Source organism: Pseudoalteromonas luteoviolacea, assembly GCF_021654285.1.
In the GTDB taxonomy this organism is placed as follows: domain Bacteria; phylum Pseudomonadota; class Gammaproteobacteria; order Enterobacterales; family Alteromonadaceae; genus Pseudoalteromonas; species Pseudoalteromonas luteoviolacea_J.
The window spans coordinates 264,644-283,046 of sequence record NZ_JAKFZS010000001.1 but is presented as its reverse complement, the minus strand read 5'-3'; the positions used below and the strand labels follow the sequence as shown (position 1 = coordinate 283,046).

General features: G+C 44.0%; 14 protein-coding genes. 10 read left to right on the top strand and 4 right to left on the bottom strand.

What is annotated here, in order from left to right:
* Position 1: 1 nt before the first annotated feature.
* On the bottom strand, positions 2-1,351 hold the full coding sequence (tolC, locus tag L1077_RS01055) for an outer membrane channel protein TolC (protein ID WP_237135229.1): 1,350 nt from the start codon (positions 1,349-1,351) through the stop codon (positions 2-4).
* Positions 1,352-1,562: 211 nt separating this feature from the next.
* Between tolC and L1077_RS01050 the strand changes: the two genes are divergently transcribed.
* The 8 genes from L1077_RS01050 to glsB all read left to right on the top strand — a co-directional run bounded on the left by L1077_RS01050 (position 1,563) and on the right by glsB (position 10,020).
* Positions 1,563-2,183 carry an NUDIX domain-containing protein gene (locus L1077_RS01050; protein WP_237135228.1) on the top strand — a complete coding sequence of 207 codons (621 nt, stop codon included), beginning with the start codon at positions 1,563-1,565 and terminating at the stop codon, positions 2,181-2,183.
* Between the two features lie 15 nt (positions 2,184-2,198).
* On the top strand, positions 2,199-2,681 hold the full coding sequence (locus L1077_RS01045) for a DUF1249 domain-containing protein (RefSeq protein WP_237135227.1): 483 nt from the start codon (positions 2,199-2,201) through the stop codon (positions 2,679-2,681).
* Complete coding sequence (locus tag L1077_RS01040) at positions 2,668-3,432, top strand: metallophosphoesterase family protein (RefSeq protein ID WP_237135226.1); 765 nt, start codon at positions 2,668-2,670, stop codon at positions 3,430-3,432. Before L1077_RS01045 ends, L1077_RS01040 begins: the two co-directional genes overlap by 14 nt.
* Positions 3,417-3,974: a YqiA/YcfP family alpha/beta fold hydrolase gene (locus tag L1077_RS01035; RefSeq protein ID WP_237135225.1), complete on the top strand. Its 558-nt coding sequence runs from the start codon at positions 3,417-3,419 to the stop codon at positions 3,972-3,974. The genes L1077_RS01040 and L1077_RS01035 overlap by 16 nt, the downstream gene beginning before the upstream one ends.
* 33 nt (positions 3,975-4,007) lie before the next feature.
* Positions 4,008-5,897, top strand: a complete 1,890-nt coding sequence (parE, locus tag L1077_RS01030) for a DNA topoisomerase IV subunit B (protein ID WP_063360748.1) — start codon at positions 4,008-4,010, stop codon at positions 5,895-5,897.
* Between the two features lie 18 nt (positions 5,898-5,915).
* Entirely contained in the window at positions 5,916-8,204 is a 2,289-nt protein-coding gene (gene parC / locus L1077_RS01025) for a DNA topoisomerase IV subunit A (RefSeq protein WP_237135224.1), read from the top strand.
* A 221-nt stretch (positions 8,205-8,425) separates the two neighbouring features.
* The gene (locus L1077_RS01020) at positions 8,426-8,989 is read left to right on the top strand and encodes a phosphoribosyltransferase (protein ID WP_237135223.1); all 564 of its coding nucleotides are present in this window, start codon (positions 8,426-8,428) and stop codon (positions 8,987-8,989) included.
* Positions 8,990-9,102: 113 nt separating this feature from the next.
* On the top strand, positions 9,103-10,020 hold the full coding sequence (gene glsB / locus L1077_RS01015) for a glutaminase B (RefSeq protein ID WP_237135222.1): 918 nt from the start codon (positions 9,103-9,105) through the stop codon (positions 10,018-10,020).
* A gap of 40 nt (positions 10,021-10,060) precedes the next feature.
* On the opposite strand, the gene L1077_RS01010 is transcribed toward glsB, so the two are convergent.
* Positions 10,061-11,365, bottom strand: a complete 1,305-nt coding sequence (locus tag L1077_RS01010; RefSeq protein WP_237135221.1) for an inosine/guanosine kinase — start codon at positions 11,363-11,365, stop codon at positions 10,061-10,063.
* A 172-nt stretch (positions 11,366-11,537) separates the two neighbouring features.
* Here L1077_RS01010 and tadA point away from each other — a divergent pair, with 172 nt between their 5' ends.
* A complete protein-coding gene (gene tadA, locus L1077_RS01005) occupies positions 11,538-12,056 on the top strand; it encodes a tRNA adenosine(34) deaminase TadA (RefSeq protein WP_237135220.1) in 519 nt (172 codons plus the stop codon).
* Here tadA and L1077_RS01000 read toward each other — a convergent pair.
* Positions 12,047-12,211 (bottom strand): hypothetical protein, encoded by a 165-nt coding sequence (locus L1077_RS01000; RefSeq protein WP_237135219.1) that lies wholly within the window; start codon positions 12,209-12,211, stop codon positions 12,047-12,049. The two genes, tadA and L1077_RS01000, sit on opposite strands and share 10 nt — an antisense overlap.
* 94 nt (positions 12,212-12,305) lie before the next feature.
* The gene (mltF, locus tag L1077_RS00995) at positions 12,306-13,688 is read right to left on the bottom strand and encodes a membrane-bound lytic murein transglycosylase MltF (protein WP_237135218.1); all 1,383 of its coding nucleotides are present in this window, start codon (positions 13,686-13,688) and stop codon (positions 12,306-12,308) included.
* Positions 13,689-13,932: 244 nt separating this feature from the next.
* Between mltF and purL the strand changes: the two genes are divergently transcribed.
* Positions 13,933-17,817, top strand: coding sequence for a phosphoribosylformylglycinamidine synthase (purL, locus tag L1077_RS00990; protein WP_237135217.1), 3,885 nt, complete (start codon positions 13,933-13,935; stop codon positions 17,815-17,817).
* The last annotated feature ends 586 nt before the right edge of the window (positions 17,818-18,403 follow it).

Below are 18,403 nucleotides of genomic sequence, written 5' to 3'. Positions count from 1 at the left end.
ATTAAAGCGCAGCTTGAAGGCCTCTGTTGATCGCTTCTAAATCTGCTCGGCTTAATTCGCCTGACGCTTGTTTTAACTGTAGCGTTGAAACAATATATCTATAACGCAAGTTAGCTAAGTCTCGTTTTGCCCTATATAGGTTTTGTGTGCTAACTAGTACATCTACAATTGTACGGGTACCTACTTCAAAACCTGCTTCAGTCGCTTGTAATGCACTTTCAGCTGAAACAACCGCTTGTTCAAGTGCACGATAAGTCGCAACATTTGACATTACTTGGTTGTATGATGTGATAACTGAGCGTGTCACGTTACGCATCGATGCTTCTAAATCTTCGCTTGCAGCAACATAAAGAGTGCGTGCTTGATCGGTAGCAGCGACGGTGCGGCCACCAGAATAGATTGGCACATTCAAGTCCAAACGAATGTTTGTAGAATCCCCACGTGGCGCTAGCTCTCTATTTGGTGAGTTATCAAGTGAATCACCATGAGTTGCTGTTAGTGAAAGCGTTGGGTAATGGCCTGCCTGCGCTAAATCGATCTGATCTTCTGCAATTTCTAAAGATGCTTTTGCAACTTGGAGTGCTAAATTTTTCTCTTTAGCAATACCGATAAAGTCATCTGATTTTTTATTTGGTTTAACGGTAGAAAATTTATCTGTATTCAGAGCGTTTAGCTTTGAGTGGTATTTACCTGTAATCGTACGAAGCGTTTCACGAGCCGTTTCTACATCATTTGTTGCAACAATCTCATTGGCCACAGATTGGTCAAATTGAGCTTGTGCTTCGTGTACATCGGTGATTGCCGTCAAACCGACTTCATAACGTTGTTTAGTTTGCTCTAGCTGACGTTCAATAGCGCGTTTTTCAGCTTGCACAAACTCTAATTTATCAAGTTCACTTAAGACGTCGAAATAACCTTGAGCAATGCGTACAATCAGATTTTGCTTCTCTTGCTCGTATTGTGTTAAAGACTGCATTGCACGTTTCTCTGCAATTGTCAGGCTTTCCCAGATACCCATGTTAAAAATGGTTTGGCTCAGTGTTAGAGTACGGCTAAAAGAGTCACTCCAACTGTCAACCAGTTGGTAACTTGTTGCGTCATTTTCTGAGAGAGGCGCACCAGTTGTGTCTGTATCAGAGTAACGGAAATTTAAGCTTAGAGAAGGTAATAGTTCACCGAGTGCGCTGTCTTGAGCATATTTCTGCGCGTCCGCATTTGCCTTCGCACGTAAAACAGTAGGATCATTTGCAGTTGCAATATCGTATACTTGTAATAAGTCTTCTGCGTTAACGGCGTTGCTTGACAAAGCACAGCTCAAGCCAACCAGCATAGATAAAATGGTTTTTTTCATTATTTGTGCAGTCCTTAGACAATTTTGATGTCAGCATGTTACCTTGTTTTAAGACAAAATCCCAACGGCTAACCAGAGATAAAGGCAAAACAAGTGTAACAGAATATAATACTTAGCAAGTTCACATGCTAGGTATACTCACGTTAATTAAGAACGTTATGGGGATAAAATAGCTTAGATTAAACCCCGTTTAATGAATGTAGGATGAAATATGAAAGAAATTAGCCAGTACAACCGAGAAAATTTGATGTTCAAGGCATCTCCCAACAAGGTACTGTACGATGGTTTTTTCAAAATAGAGGAATATGTATTTGAGCATGCGTTATTTGCCGGAGGGGTGAGTGAACCGATCAGAAGGGAAATCCTAGAGCGAGGGCATGCCGTCGCAGTCCTTCCTTATGATCCTGTTAGTGATGAGATATTATTGATAGAGCAAATAAGAATTGGCGCGTTGGCGACGAAAGACTCACCTTGGCTGTTAGAATGTATCGCAGGTATGGCTGAAGGCTGTGAAGACTTAGAAGCCGTAGCTCGAAAAGAAGCGCAAGAAGAAGCAGGGTTAGATCTCACTGAGTTGCATTACATGTGTTCATATTTATCCAGTCCCGGTGGCACAACAGAGCGTTTATATCTATATCTTGCACAAGTAAATTTGCGAGACTATCAAGGTGGCACATTTGGTTTGCCTGAAGAAGGGGAAGATATAAAAACCCATATTATGCCATTTGATGAGGCGATGTGTAGGTTAGAATCAGAGGAAATAGATAACGCTGCGACAGTGATTAGTCTACAATGGTTAGCGCTAAACAAACCCAAGTTGTCTTTTAAGTAGTAAATAGGAGTCGCTTTGTCTGATTTAATCCATCATAAAGAGCATAACGGCAACGCAGTAAGTCGAGGTTATGTTCAGTCTTTACCAAAGTACATCACCTTGTGTGAGCGTAATTATTTGCGTGCACTTAAGGTGCTGCCTGAAGAAACGGTGGGGTCGAGTCGCCAAATTAAAATTGGTTCAATGGATTTTTTCATATCAGTAGACAGTGTAGAAAAATACACGACAGACATAAAAATTACTCAGCAGCACAGTTTGAGCAGCCACCTAGGGCAATTTGAGTTGGCCGTGAGGTTGTATCACGATGCAAAAGTTGCTGAAGTATATCAGCATAATTACCATCAACGTGTGAAGCCTTCGTACCGCTACCCGAATCCGGGTATGCACCATAAAGATGAAAAGTATCAGCTCAATGCGTTTTTAGGTGACTGGTTGTTGGCATGTGTTGAAAATGGCCGCGTACCACTAGATTGGGATGTCAATAATGGATTGGTTTAATGAAGCATATCACTTCGACCAAACACGATTAAGGCTTGCCCATATTACAGATACTCACCTGTTTGATCATGTAGATGGTGAGTATTTTTCAGTTAAGACAGCTGAGCACTTTAAACACGTTCTGATCGATTTAGCACAGCAAAATTTAGATGCGGTGATTTTCGGCGGAGACCTTACCCAAGATCATACTTTTGGTTCTTATCAATTGTTTGCGTCTCTAGTGAGTGAGTCGGATTTACAATGTCCTGTATTTTGGTTGCCGGGCAATCATGATGACATCGCGTATTTAAATGAAATCAGCCAAGGCCAAATAGTATCTGCGAAAAAAATGAGTTTTAAGTTGGGACAAATATTGTTAGTAAATAGCAAAGGGGCTACACCCGCGGGCTGGGTAACCGAAAGGCATTTATCAGAAATACAACAACAGTGCGCTGTACCAAGTCTTGTCTTTTGTCATCATAACCCATTATCTATCCAAGGCTATTTAGATAAGCATATGCTAGAAAATGGTCCGCAATTGCTAAACACGCTGGTCGATTCAGAACATGTTTTGGCGCTTTTTCATGGTCATGTACATAATGAATATGTTTTTAGTTTCAGAGAGCTTCCTGTTTACGCAACCCCCGCGACGTCAATCCAGTTTACGAAACATACCAGTGATTGGCAGCAACAAGACTTAGGAGCTGGCTATCGACTTATCAATTGGTCACCGGCAGGTGTGCAGACAGAGGTAAGATGGTTAGTAAAGTAATTTATATCCACGGGTTTAACAGTTCAGAAAAGTCGTTTAAAGCGCAGCAACTGGGGGCGTATTTTAAAGACCGTTGTGAATACCTAGTTCCTCGGTTACATTATGATCCGCGTATTGCAATGCTTCAGCTGGAAAGTATCATTGATGATGAGTGTGCGCTAGTTGGTAGTTCTTTGGGTGGTTTTTTTGCCACATGTTTATCACAAGCGTTTAATTTACGTGCGGTAGTGGTCAATCCGGCTGTACGACCAGACAAATTACTATGGGATTACCTTGGTCCTCAGTATAATCCCTATCAAGAATTGAATTATGAACTTACAATAGAACATATGACGGCATTGCAGCACATGCATATTGAAACGCTCTCAATGCCAAGTAATCTTTTTCTATTGCAACAAACAGCAGATGAAGTGTTACCTTATCAAGATGCTGTAAATTATTATCGAGACTGTCCATCAATCATTGAATTTGGTGGCGACCATAGTTTCATCGGCTTTGAGAGGCATTTTAGTCGCCTTGCCAACTTTCTTAAAATTAAATAAAACAGTTAGAACTAAAATTAGTCAGTAGCATTTATGAGTCAGCAAAATTATAACGCAGAAGCCATTGAGGTGTTGAATGGCTTAGAGCCGGTTAAACGCCGCCCTGGAATGTACACAGACACCACTAGGCCCAATCATTTGGGCCAAGAAGTCATTGATAACAGTGTCGATGAAGCACTTGCAGGGCATGCAAGCAAGATTGATGTAATTTTGCATGAAGACAATTCATTGCAAGTCATTGATGACGGTCGAGGCATGCCCGTGGATGTTCACCCTGAAGAGGGGATCCCAGGCGTTGAATTGATCCTGACTAAGCTTCATGCTGGTGGTAAATTTTCAAATAAAAACTATCAGTTTTCTGGTGGTTTGCATGGGGTAGGTATCTCTGTTGTTAATGCCTTATCTACGCGAGTAGAGGTCACCGTTAAACGAGATGCTCAGCAATATGAAATAGCTTTTGAAAACGGTGATAAAGTTCAGGATTTAGAAGTCACTGGCAGCGTAGGCAAACGCAATACCGGTACTTCTGTACAATTTTGGCCTGATGCGAGCTACTTCGACTCTGCTAATTTCTCTTTGACCAAGCTAAATCATTTACTTAAAGCGAAAGCTGTTTTATGCCCGGGCTTACGTATTCGTTTTATTAATAAGCAAACCAAAGAAACGCAAGAATGGCATTATGAATCTGGTTTAGAAGACTATTTAAGTGACAGTGCAAAAGATTTAGAAGTGCTACCTAAATCGCCATTTACTGGGAGCTTTAGTGGCTCAACAGAAGGGGTTGATTGGGCACTGCACTGGCTACCTGAGGGAGGCGAGTCGATAGCTGAAAGTTATGTGAACTTGATCCCAACCGCGCAGGGCGGTACGCATGTGAATGGCTTAAGGCAAGGCTTGCTTGAAGCAATGCGAGAGTTCTGTGAATTCCGTAACTTGTTACCAAGAGGCGTAAAATTAACGCCAGATGACGTGTGGGATAAATGTAGCTACGTTTTATCTGTTAAGATGCAAGACCCACAGTTTGCGGGCCAAACGAAAGAAAAACTGTCGTCTCGCTCATGTGCAACCTTTGTGTCAGGCATAGTGAAAGACGCATTTAGTTTATGGCTCAACGAGCACACAGAAACAGCAGAGCTATTAGCTGAGCTGTGTATCAGCAATGCGCAAAAGCGTTTGCGTGCAGCGAAAAAGGTGGTACGTAAAAAGGTCACCAGTGGACCGGCACTGCCAGGTAAGCTCACTGATTGTTCAGGCAGTGAGACAGAGCGTTCAGAAATATTTTTGGTAGAGGGTGACTCTGCGGGCGGATCAGCTAAGCAAGCACGTGATAGAGAGTTTCAAGCCATTATGCCACTGCGTGGTAAAATCTTAAATACGTGGGAAGTGGATTCAGGTCAGATCTTGGCGTCACAAGAAGTGCATGACATTTCCGTTGCGCTTGGTATCGACCCAGATTCAACTGATTTATCGACGTTGCGTTATGGCAAGGTGTGTATTCTTGCTGATGCGGACTCCGACGGACTGCACATTGCAACGCTGTTGTGTGCACTATTTGTTAAGCATTTCCCAACCTTAGTACAGGCGGGGCACGTGTACGTTGCTATGCCGCCGCTATTTAGAATTGATGTCGGCAAAGAAGTATTTTACGCCCTGGATGAAGATGAAAAACGGGGCATTTTAGATCGTATTGAAGCCGAAAAGAAACGTGGCAAAGTCAACGTTCAACGCTTTAAAGGTTTGGGTGAAATGAACCCAATGCAATTGCGTGAAACGACGATGGATCCGAATACTCGCCGCTTGGTTCAGCTCACATTAGATGAGCAAGAGCAAACATTAGAAATGATGGATATGCTACTGGCGAAGAAACGCTCTGGTGACAGAAAGGCTTGGTTAGAGCAACATGGCGATAAAGCCGAGGTATAACAAGAAGTAAGGTGTGTCATGACTGATCCACAGGCCCTCTCTTTACAGGGCATAGAACAATTACCTATGGGGCGTTTTACTGAAGACGCCTACTTAAATTATTCCATGTATGTGATCATGGACCGGGCATTGCCACATATTGGTGATGGCCTTAAGCCTGTGCAGCGTCGTATCGTTTATGCGATGAGTGAATTGGGCTTATCAGCAGCTGCAAAATACAAAAAGTCAGCACGTACAGTCGGTGATGTATTAGGTAAATACCACCCACATGGCGACAGTGCCTGTTACGAAGCCATGGTATTAATGGCGCAGCCATTCTCTTATCGTTACCCTTTGGTCGATGGCCAAGGTAACTGGGGTGCTGCTGACGATCCTAAATCATTTGCGGCAATGCGTTATACAGAAGCGCGCTTGTCTAAATTCTCTGAGGTATTACTCAAAGAGCTTGGTCAAGGTACTGTGGATTGGGTGCCTAACTTTGACGGCACAATGAAAGAGCCGCAAGTATTACCTGCCAGACTGCCACACATCTTATTAAATGGGGTTACGGGTATCGCCGTTGGTATGGCGACGGACATTCCGCCACACAATGTCAATGAATTAGCTTCTGCTTGTTGTATGTTGCTAGACAAGCCAAAAACAACGCTAGAAGAGTTGTTAGAAGTTGTTCAAGCACCAGACTATCCAACTGAAGCGGAAATCATCACACCAAAAGATGATATTCGTAAAATCTACACCACGGGTCGTGGTTCAATTAAGATGCGCGCGGTGTTCCATGAAGAGCAGGGTGAAATTGTTATTACAGCACTGCCTCACCAGACATCAGGTGCAAAAGTGCTGGAGCAAATTGCAGCGCAAATGACCGCGAAGAAGCTGCCTATGGTAGCAGATTTACGTGATGAATCAGATCACGAAAATCCGACGCGCATTGTCGTAGTGCCTCGTTCCAATCGGGTGAAGTCTGAGCCGTTGATGGCGCACTTGTTTGCGACCACAGATCTTGAGAAAAACTACCGTGTAAATCTCAACATGATTGGGCTAGATGGCCGCCCTCAGGTTAAAGATCTACAACAGATTTTGTCTGAGTGGTTGATCTTCCGTCGTGAGACAGTACGCAGACGTTTGCAATATCGCCTAGATAAAGTCTTAGCGCGTTTGCATATTCTAGAAGGCTTGATGATCGCCTTTTTGAATATTGATGAAGTGATTGAAATCATTAGAAATGAAGATGATCCAAAAGCGGAGCTTATAAAACGTTTTGGTTTATCAGAAACACAAGCTGAAGCCATTTTGGATCTGAAACTTCGTCACTTGGCGAAGCTTGAAGAGATGAAGATCCGCGGTGAGCAAGACGAGCTGAGCAAAGAGCGTGACAAGCTTGAACTTACTTTAGGCTCAGAGCGTCGCATGTCGACCTTGATGAAAAAAGAGATCCAAGAAGCGGCAGAGTTATATGGCGATGAAAGACGCTCACCTGTGATTGAACGTCAAGAAGCGAAAGCGCTGAGCGAAAAAGACTTAATCCCATCTGAAGCGGTCACCGTTGTGCTATCTGAAAAGGGGTGGGCGCGTTTCGCAAAAGGTCATGATATTGATGCTGAAGGCTTAAATTATCGTTCAGGGGATGTCTATAAAGCATCAGCTAAAGGTAAGAGTAATCAGCCAGCGGTCTTCTTAGATAGTTCAGGCCGTGCGTTCGCAACCGATGCACATAGTTTGCCATCGGCAAGAAGTCAGGGGGAGCCTATGACTGGGCGCTTTAACCTTGCCGCGGGTGTGAACTTTGAACATGTTGTGATGGGTGAAGAGCAAGCACTTTATTTGATGGCAACTGATGCTGGTTACGGTTTTATTGCTGAATTTAATGATTTAGTCAGCAAAAACAAAAATGGTAAGGCGCTCGTGAGTATTCCTAAGGGAGCTGAACTCATTGCGCCCATCTCAGTGAATGATGTGGCGACTGATCGCTGTATGGCCATTTCTAATGAAGGGCGCATGTTATTATTCCCATTAAGAGATTTACCGAAGCTTGCAAAGGGTAAGGGAAATAAAATCATCTCAATCCCAAGTGCCAAGGTACAAGCACGGGAAGAATTTGTTAAAGTACTCGCTGTAGTACCAGATGGACGTGCAGTTACGCTGTATGCAGGTAAGCGTAAATTAACGCTCAAGAACTCGGACTTAGAGCACTATTTTGGTGAGCGCGGTCGTCGTGGTAATAAATTACCTCGAGGTTTACAACGCGTTGATAACTTTGAAATTGAGTTAATTGAACAAGACGACTCAGAAGCCGATACGGCAGAATAATTCCATCGTGAGCGGGCTCTGCCTGCTCACGATTTAATCATCGCTAATCATCTTTCTACAATTCTTCTTTTTAATATCTTTTTTCCGTCATTTTGTCGTAAAAACTCTGATGTACCGCAAGCAATTTCTACCCGACTCAGCTAGAATACACGGTTATAAGTTATTCTTGTTCAGAGTGACACATGATCAGGTGCCACTCGCACTGACAATACGGGGTTTTTATGTCTGATAAGTGCTATATCACAGCGCAACAGCTTTTAGAGGATTCATTTCGTCTGGCGGCTCAAGTGTATGAAGATGGGTTTCGTCCGGATTTTATCATCGGTATTTGGCGAGGTGGTGCGCCAATTGGTATTGCTGTGCAAGAGTACTATGACTACAAAGGCATAGAAACAGATCATATCGCGGTACGTACCTCTTCGTATTATGGGATTGGCAAGCAGTCCAAAGAGATCAAAGTACATGGTCTACATTACATCATTGAGAATGCCAACGCGGGCGACTCTTTATTGATTGTTGATGATGTATTTGACTCTGGCCGCAGTATTTACGCATTGAAAGAAAAGCTTGAAGAGCTAATGCGTCTAAACTTGCCTAAAGATATCCGTGTTGCTTGCCCGTACTACAAACCAGCAAACAAAAAAGTACCAATGACGCCAGATTACTACATTCACGAGTCTGATGAGTGGTTGGTGTTTCCACATGAACTCTCAGGTTTAACACCAGATGAGTTGATTGAAGGTAAGTCAGACCTCGCTAACATTAAAGATTTATTTTCGAAGTAACTGAACACTTATTTTTCAAAAGCCGTTGAAAACAGCGTTTTCAACGGCTTTTTTATGGCTGGGTGATAGCGCTTTTGTTACACTCCGCTCATTGTGAATTTTGCATTTTTGATATGACAGACTATCAATCTATTTTAGAGCGAACAGTACGACATGTTCAGCCATTATTGCACCATGGTAAAGTTGCTGATTACATTCCAGCCCTTGCTGAGCAGCAGTTAGGGCAGTTCGCCATTGCGATTCAAACGCAAAGTGGTGACACATATAGTGCCGGTGACTGTGAGGCGAAATTTACGGTGCAGTCCGTCTCAAAGGTCATGACACTTACACTGGCGCTGCAGCGTTATGGTGATGAGTTATGGCAAAGAGTCGGAAAAGAGCCTTCAGGCACTGCTTTTAATTCACTAACACAGTTAGAGTTTGAAAATGGCATCCCGAGAAACCCGTTTATCAATGCGGGTGCGATAGTGACCTGTGATGCGCTGTACTCGCGTTTAAGTGCGCCTATTCATACCATGCTAGAAAGCTATCGAATGCAAACCGGTAATCCTAAGCTGAGCGTCAACAAAGTGGTTGCACAGTCAGAGTATGAACATCGTTATCGCAATGCAGCGATGGCATATTTAATGAAATCATTTGGTAACTTCAACAATGAAGTTGAAGAGGTGCTTTGGTCATATTTTAACTTTTGCGCCATTGAATTAAATGCAGCTGAATTGGCGAAGTGCTTTTCTTATCTATCCAATGGTGGTGTATGCACGCAAACACAGCAGCAAATTTTGCCTGCCAAACAGATCAAGCAACTTAACTCATTGCTATTTACCAGTGGTTTGTATGATGCGGCAGGAGATTTTGGTTATCGAGTTGGTATGCCAGGAAAGTCGGGCGTATCTGGCGCCATTATTGCAGTGGTACCGGGTCGTTTTACGATAGCTGTTTGGTCCCCTGGTCTTGATAAAGTGGGGAATTCAGTTGCAGGAATTGCCGCGTTAGAGTTTCTTGCTGAAGAGCTCGGAACAGCTATTTTCTAACGCAGCACATTTTGCGCACACAGTGTGTGCGCAAATTAAATTACTGATCCCAGTAAGATTGCTCTAAAGAGTCTTCTCTTTCAGGTAAACCACGAGATAATCGTGGTGAGTGTTGAACCAACACTTCAAAGCTTGCACGGTTTGCATATTTGCTGATCTGTGCAAGTGACGAATAGGTGATTGCAGCCTGTTCGTGTTTGGCAGAGTTTGGCACGTTCAAACGGTGATAAACATTTGCTGATAAGTCATGCAATACCGCAGCGAGTGCACAGTCACCGGCACCATTGGTATTTTTAATGGTATCTGGACCACCCATATAAGGGGCTGTGTGACTATAAACTCGGATTGGGTTATCACAATGAGACTTGCGCATGGCGCGAGAGAACTCATAGCGGTTAAATTCAGGAATCGCGCCCGGCAGCAGTGGGTACTCGGTTTCACGTTTCATGGTGTCTTCAACGTAACCTGCCATATACAAGCCGGTAGGGCCTGCCGTACAGATAACTAAGTCAACCCAGTCAAGCGCTTTGTCTGCGGCCATCAGCGGATCGTCAAAGCCAGTGATTGCTTCGCCTTCTTCTTCGTTCATCGCGAGAATATCAACATGTTTTTCAACAAACTCAGCCCACCACTGTGGATCTTGCTCGATCAAGAATTTAGTGCCCAAGGTTAATACCACTGGCACACCTGCTTTATTCGCATACTCAACGGCTTGCATGGTTGCTTGTGTCATTGTCTCATCGCCTTTTGTACGCATGAGATAAGCACTGATCACCAAAGCTGAGGCGTTTTCGATTAATGACTGACTAATCGATTCAGGGCGCAAGTAGTTCATTAAACCTGCACTGATAGCGAAGGTACGCTCACCGCTATCATCAATCAGTGTGAAGCAACGGCCAATAGGACCGGCAACTGGCTGAAGGTGGTCTAAGTCGACGCGGCTGGATGTATTACATAAAAACTTATATGCATAGCTGCCGATTTCAATACTTTCACTCATCACACCTAATAGTACAGAGCGATCATCAGCCAGTACCGAATAGTTGTGCATGGTGTTGCCTATGGTGCCGCCAGCAAATTCGTAGTCAATCATGTCATCACGTTTTAAACGCTCATAAAGTGCATTGGTGACATCATTGTCTATGACTTGTGACATACCACGCTGCAGGTGGAATTCATCCAAAAAAGCTTGGTCGACTTTAGCTTCGATGTCGACAACGATTTGGTCGATGCCGCAAATATAGTTACGCTTCAAGCGATCTTCAGCATTTAAGTGGTTGATAAGTGGGTCCTTATCTTCCACAGGAAAATAATGCTTATGCCTACGGTGTCCCGGAAATTTCATGTTTTACCCGTGTGTTTTGAGCTCATTAAATAAAAAAAGCGGCGAATTATAGCCTAATTTTATATTAGTGAGCCATGGTAATTTGGTAATTTTAGCAATAATTCTGTAACCAAGGGGTTTCTACAGTACAAGCTGGTATACTTGGTTTCATATTTACTTTGTTAATTTTAGTATGAATAACCAAGAATTAGACGAATATTGGATGCGCCAAGCGCTGGCATATGCTGACAAAGCAGAAGCAGAGAATGAAATTCCTGTTGGTGCAGTGATTGTGCAAGATGGTAAGCTGATTGCTGCGGGCTGGAATCGCTCAATTGGTTGCCACGACCCATCTGCACACGCGGAAATGATAGCAATTCGTGAAGCGGGCAAACGTGTGCAAAATTATCGTTTAGTAGATTGTACCTTGTATGTCACCTTGGAACCTTGTCCGATGTGCGCGGGGCTTTTGGTACACAGCCGAGTTAAGCGTGTGGTTTATGGTGCAAGTGATGCAAAAACGGGGGCGGCAGGCTCGGTTATGAATTTGTTGCAAGAACCACAATTAAATCATCAGCCAGAAGTGACAGCCGGTGTGCTCGCTCAAGCGTGTAGTGAGAAGTTATCTGATTTTTTTAAACGCAGAAGAAAAGAGCATAAAGCGGCAAAAAAAGCGCGAAAATTACAAGCGGGAAATGCGGCTCAAGATTGAGCCGTTTTAGCATCTGCGGCAAGCTGTAATAGAGAATAAATACGGCGGCGCAGGAGAATTTTTTTATGTATGTTTTTGAGCATGACACGGCGGCGATTTGGATTTGTATTGCGCATGTTACGTTTAAATTGATGAGTTCGACGTCTTCTTAGCATCTGAACCTCCTTAATGTGAGAGAAAAACTGTATTACGCGTGACAGAAATACCTGCTTTGTATGACAGGCTTATGACAACGAGACTGGGATGCCGTTAATTACCGGAACTGAAAGGGAGCGCTCCATTTTCGTCTAACCAGACCAGAGCGTCGAAGTAGCGGCGTATATTATCGACATAATGTACAGCAACATCGCCACGCGCATATCCATATCTTGTACTTCGATAGTAGCGTTTTTTAGTCAGCAGTGGTAGTCGTTTTTTAACATCCGCCCAACTATTCGGATTGCCACCTTGTTGTTTCGTCAGTTTTAATGCATCTCTTACATGTCCCATACCGACGTTATACGCCGCTAAGGCCAACCAAGTTCTATCTGGATCAGATACATCTTCTGGTACCCGTGAAATTAAGTTAGCTAGGTATTTTGCGCCGCCACGGATATTTTGTTCCGGTTTAAGTCGATGTTTAACACCAACACGCTTGGCTGTGCTTTGAGTGAGCATCATTATGCCGCGAACGCCAGTGGGGGATTTTGCTCTTGGGTTCCACATCGATTCTTGATAACTCAGTGCCGCAAGTAATCGCCAGTCAACGTTATGTGCCTTTGCATATTCGATAAACCAAGGTGCGTATTTAGGCAGTACTGCTTTGCTGGCTTCGACAAACGCCACAGTATTCACGTAATTGAATTGTTCGACATGACCAAAGTACTTTTCTTCTAAAGCAGCAAGCTGGTTGTGACTTTGAATTTTGGCAAAAAATGGCAGCAGTAAAGCATACAATGAATCATCATTTTGCTTTTTCATCACCCAAGCGATGGGATCTGATTGGGTGACAGAAAATGCAATACTGAGGTTTGGGTGATAGCGACGAAAAAGCGATAGGGAGTGAGAGTCCACAATCGTATATTCAATCTCGCCGGCTAGAATCCCTTGCAGTAATTCTTCTTGATCTAAGGCTTGAGTCGTTTGCCATTGTAGCTCAGGGTAATCTTGTTTTGCTGCTTGTAACGAAAGTACGTGATGGCTATTGGCAAGTACGGTAACAGGCCCCGAGAGTTGACCATAGTGCCTAGGGCGCTTTTTACCTTGCTTATACACTAACTTTTGGCTGATATCTCGGTAAAAAGGACCAAAACGAAAGCTTTCTGCTCTCTTTGGGTGATAGCTAATCCCAGAGGCGATGATGTCGACATCACCTCGCTCTAACTGTTCAAAAAGTTTTTCTAAATTGAAAAAGGGGATGATATTAAGCTCGACATTCAGTTCATCGGCGAACATGCCTGCAAGTTCATATTCAAAGCCTTCTTCTTCGTTATGGCCCTGATAATAAGTTGCAGGACCGACCAAGATCCCAACATTGAGTTTGCCCTTGTTTTTTATTTGTTGAAGCTGGCTCGGTGGTGCCTTATCACAGCCTGCCAGTAATAGAATGAACACCAGCGTGCTTAATAAACCCGTTAGCTTGTTTTGTACCATGCCTTTTCCGTTATGAAATTTATTAAGTTACCGATTAACTCCATAAGATACAGAGTGTTTTTACGCAATGATGGTGTGCATTAAAAGCAAAATCAAACTTTTAATCGTATGCTCTCAAGTATATACCTATTTGTGAAGCGTGTTTTTTTCGATAAATGACAATTTTGAGTTAAATCTGTGCGTCAATTCGACTATAATGGCGGCCCAAAATATCGTTCAATCCTTAACCCCGGATGAAATATCTATGTTAATCCTACGTGGTGCACCTGCACTTTCTGATTTTAAAGTCCAAAAGATCCTTAAAAGCTGCGCGGATGCAGAGTTACCTGTTACAGGCGTATATGCTGAGTTTATGCATTTTGCTGATGTAACAGCTGACCTTTCAGAGACAGAACTCGACAAGCTAAGCAAGTTATTAAAGTATGGGCCTACCGCCGTCGAGCACAAGCCTGAGGGAACACTTATTTTAGTGACGCCTCGCATTGGAACTATTTCTCCATGGGCTTCTAAAGCAACTGACATCGCGAACAACTGTGGTCTAGATAAAGTTCACCGTGTTGAGCGTGGTATCGCTTACTATGTTGAGGGCGCACTAAGCGCAGAGCAATTAGCGGATGTAGCTAAGTTACTTCATGACCGCATGACAGAGTCTGTACACAGCAACTTAGAAGATGCTGGACAGTTATTCCGTGTAGAAGAGCCGCGCCCAATGTCATCTGTTGACATTCTTGGCGGTGGCCGTGAAGCACTTGCAACAGCAAACGTTGAGCAAGGCTTTGCATTGGCGGACGACGAAATTGACTACCTAGTAGAAAACTTCACAAAACTAGGCCGTAACCCGAACGACATCGAGCTATTCATGTTCGCACAAGCGAACTCTGAGCACTGTCGTCACAAAATTTTCAACGCTGATTGGACAATCGACGGTGAAGAGCAGCCTAAATCGCTGTTTAAAATGATCAAGAATACTTACGAGACGCACCCTGAAAATGTACTGTCTGCTTATAAAGATAACGCAGCAGTAATGAAGGGTTCTAAAGCGGGTCGTTTCTTCCCAAATAAAGAAGGTGAGTACAGCTACAATCAAGAAAACATTGAAATCTTGATGAAGGTTGAAACTCATAACCACCCAACAGCGATTGCGCCATTCTCTGGTGCATCTACTGGTTCCGGTGGTGAAATTCGTGACGAAGGTGCAACAGGCCGTGGCTCTAAGCCAAAAGCAGGCCTAGTTGGTTTTACCGTATCAAACCTTCGTATTCCTGGTTTTGAGCAGCCGTGGGAAACAAACTTCGGCAAACCTGGCCGTATCGTTAATGCACTAGACATTATGATCGATGGCCCTCTAGGTGGCGCGGCGTTTAACAACGAATTCGGTCGTCCTAACCTACTAGGTTACTTCCGTACTTACGAAGAAAAAGTGAACAGCCACAACGGCTTCGAGGTACGTGGTTACCACAAGCCAATTATGCTTGCAGGTGGTCTTGGTAACATCCGTACTGAGCATGTTCAAAAGGGTGAAATCCCAGTTGGCGCTAAGTTAGTCGCTTTAGGTGGTCCAGCGATGAACATTGGTCTGGGTGGTGGCGCTGCATCATCAATGGCATCTGGTCAGTCAAACGAAGATTTAGATTTTGCTTCTGTACAGCGTGAAAACCCAGAGATGGAACGTCGTTGTCAGGAAGTTATCGATAAATGTTGGCAGCTAGGCGACGAAAACCCAATCGCGTTTATCCATGATGTGGGTGCAGGTGGTCTTTCAAACGCATTCCCAGAGCTTGTAGACGATGGTGGTCGTGGTGGTAAATTCCAACTACGTAACATCCCGAACGATGAGCCGGGCATGGCACCACACGAGATCTGGTGTAATGAATCACAAGAACGTTACGTACTTGCAGTAGCGGCAGAAGACTTTGCACGTTTTGAAGAGATCTGTAAGCGTGAGCGCGCGCAATATGCAGTAATTGGTGAAGCAACTGAAGAGCGTCACTTAACCGTTGCGGATAGCCACTTTGATAACAACCCAGTCGATCTTCCACTTGAAGTACTACTGGGTAAAGCACCTAAGATGCACCGTGACGTTGAGTCAAAGCAAGTATCTGGTGAAGCACTTAAAACAGATAGTATTGATGTAGAGGAAGCTGCTAAGCGTTTACTTCGTCTACCTACTATCGCTGAAAAAACATTCCTTATCACCATTGGTGACCGTACGGTTACAGGTTTAGTGGCACGTGATCAAATGGTTGGCCCTTGGCAGGTACCAGTGGCAAACTGTGCTGTAACGGCAGCAGCGTTTGATACTTACCACGGTGAAGCTATGTCAATGGGTGAGCGTACACCTGCGGCACTTCTAAACTATGGCGCATCTGCGCGTTTAGCAGTAGCAGAAGCGTTAACGAACATTGCAGGCGCAAACATTGGTGGTCTTGAGAACATCAAGCTATCTGCAAACTGGATGGCAGCAGCAGGTCACCCAGGTGAAGACGCAGGTCTTTACGAAGCAGTTAAAGCGGTAGGTGAAGAGCTATGTCCAGCACTTGGTCTGACTATCCCAGTTGGTAAAGACTCGATGTCAATGAAGACGAAGTGGGAAGAGAATGGTGAAAACAAAGAAGTTACTGCGCCACTTTCTCTCGTTATCACTGCATTTGGTCGTGTAGAAGACATCCGCAAAACAGTCACGCCTCAGCTTCGTACTGATAAAGGTGACTCAAGCCTAATCCTAGTTGATTTAGGTGCTGGTCAAAACCGTATGGGTGCATCAAGCCTTGCACAGGTTTACAAGCAACTTGGTGATAAGACGCCTGACGTAGATAACCCAGAGCTATTGAAAGGCTTCTACAATGCGATGCAAGCACTTGTGGCTGACGAGAAGCTACTTGCTTACCACGACCGTTCAGACGGTGGTTTATTCACAACGGTTGCTGAAATGGCATTCGCAGGTCGTACAGGTGTAACGGTAAATCTTGATAGCTTAACTGGCTCTGACATCGAAGCGCTTTACAACGAAGAGCTAGGTGCAGTGATTCAGGTTCGCAACTCTGACCTTGCAGCTGTTGAAGCTGTGTTAGTTGACAATGGCCTTGGTGCAATCAGCCACACAATCGGTGCTCTAAACGCAGAAGACAAAGTTATCTTCAACCGTGGCGGTGAAGCAGTACTTGCAAATACACGTACTGAACTTCGCACGATTTGGGCTGAAACGACGTACAAGATGCAAGCACTTCGTGATAACCCTGAGTGTGCTAAGCAAGAATTTGATGCAAAATTTGACGAGAAAGATCCTGGTCTGAACGTAAAACTGAGCTTCGACCTAAATGAAGACGTTGCTGCACCTTACATTGCAACAGGTGCTAAGCCTAAGATGGCAATCCTTCGTGAACAAGGCGTTAACTCACACGTTGAAATGGCAGCTGCATTTAACCGTGCAGGCTTTGCAGCAGTAGACGTACACATGAGTGACATTCTCGAAGGTCGCCTAACGCTAGAAGAGTTTAAAGGCCTTGTAGCATGTGGTGGTTTCTCTTACGGTGACGTACTTGGTGCTGGTGAAGGTTGGGCTAAGTCAATCCTATTCAATGACATGGCACGCGACCAGTTCCAAACCTTCTTTGAGCGTCAAGATACGTTCAGCCTAGGTGTGTGTAACGGCTGTCAGATGTTATCAACTCTGAAAGAGCTTATTCCTGGCACTGAGCACTGGCCACGTTTTGTAACTAACAAGTCAGAGCGTTTTGAAGCACGCTTCAGCCTTGTTGAAGTACAAGAAAGCCCGTCAGTATTCTTCCAAGGTATGGCAGGTTCTCGCATGCCAATCGCGGTATCTCACGGTGAAGGTCATGCTGAGTTTGCAAACGACGCAGCAGTGAAAGCAGCGCTTGAGTCTGGCACAGTTGCAGTTCAGTATGTTGATAACTTTGGCAAGCCGACGACGCAATACCCGAACAACCCGAATGGTTCACCAGAAGGTATTACTGGTATTACATCAACGGACGGTCGTGCAACAGTGATGATGCCACACCCAGAGCGTGTATTCCGTGCAGTTGCTAACTCTTGGCACCCAGATGAGTGGAAAGAAGATAGCCCATGGATGCGTATGTTCCGTAACGCACGTAAAAACGTGGGTTAATTGAGTAATATATTACTCTAAAGAAAAGGTCGCGAAAGCGGCCTTTTTTGTTTTTGAAGCAGGCTAACTCTTGGCAGCGATACCTTTGATAGGAGTGGAAAGAAGATAGCCCATGGATGCGTATGTTCCGCAATGCACGTAAAAACGTGGGTTAATTGAGTAGTATATTACTCTAAAGAAAAGGTCGCGAAAGCGGCCTTTTTTGTAGCTTGAGAAAGCTAATTCTTGGCAACGATACCTATGATAGGAGTGGATCGAACACAGCCCGTGGATGCGTATGTTCCGCAATGCTAGAAAGACCATAGGCTAGTAATTTAGTTTGTTTGAAAAAGGTCAATTAGGTGCTGTTTTTGCTTATAAAACTGGTTGTTGCAGGTGACTTCAAACAAAAGTTGAGTGTTTACTACTTAGTGAAGTGCTCAGGCCATTTAATATGATGCTGAACTTTTCCTGAAATTGATAACCCCTTTTTAAGGTTGGCATCGTTATACCTATGACGCAGCGAAAGCTTGCACTAATCACACATACCAGAAAAAGGAGGGCTGAGTATAAAGCGCTCACTATTAAAGTAATCATAAGTTTTCAA

Coding starts and splice junctions, on each gene's coding strand:
- tolC (WP_237135229.1), bottom strand. CDS start 1,351: ATGAAAAAAACCATTTTATCTATGCTGGTTGGCTTGAGCTGTGCTTTG.
- L1077_RS01050 (WP_237135228.1), top strand. CDS start 1,563: ATGAAAGAAATTAGCCAGTACAACCGAGAAAATTTGATGTTCAAGGCA.
- L1077_RS01040 (WP_237135226.1), top strand. CDS start 2,668: ATGGATTGGTTTAATGAAGCATATCACTTCGACCAAACACGATTAAGG.
- L1077_RS01035 (WP_237135225.1), top strand. CDS start 3,417: ATGGTTAGTAAAGTAATTTATATCCACGGGTTTAACAGTTCAGAAAAG.
- parE (WP_063360748.1), top strand. CDS start 4,008: ATGAGTCAGCAAAATTATAACGCAGAAGCCATTGAGGTGTTGAATGGC.
- parC (WP_237135224.1), top strand. CDS start 5,916: ATGACTGATCCACAGGCCCTCTCTTTACAGGGCATAGAACAATTACCT.
- L1077_RS01020 (WP_237135223.1), top strand. CDS start 8,426: ATGTCTGATAAGTGCTATATCACAGCGCAACAGCTTTTAGAGGATTCA.
- glsB (WP_237135222.1), top strand. CDS start 9,103: ATGACAGACTATCAATCTATTTTAGAGCGAACAGTACGACATGTTCAG.
- L1077_RS01010 (WP_237135221.1), bottom strand. CDS start 11,365: ATGAAATTTCCGGGACACCGTAGGCATAAGCATTATTTTCCTGTGGAA.
- tadA (WP_237135220.1), top strand. CDS start 11,538: ATGAATAACCAAGAATTAGACGAATATTGGATGCGCCAAGCGCTGGCA.
- L1077_RS01000 (WP_237135219.1), bottom strand. CDS start 12,211: ATGCTAAGAAGACGTCGAACTCATCAATTTAAACGTAACATGCGCAAT.
- mltF (WP_237135218.1), bottom strand. CDS start 13,688: ATGGTACAAAACAAGCTAACGGGTTTATTAAGCACGCTGGTGTTCATT.
- purL (WP_237135217.1), top strand. CDS start 13,933: ATGTTAATCCTACGTGGTGCACCTGCACTTTCTGATTTTAAAGTCCAA.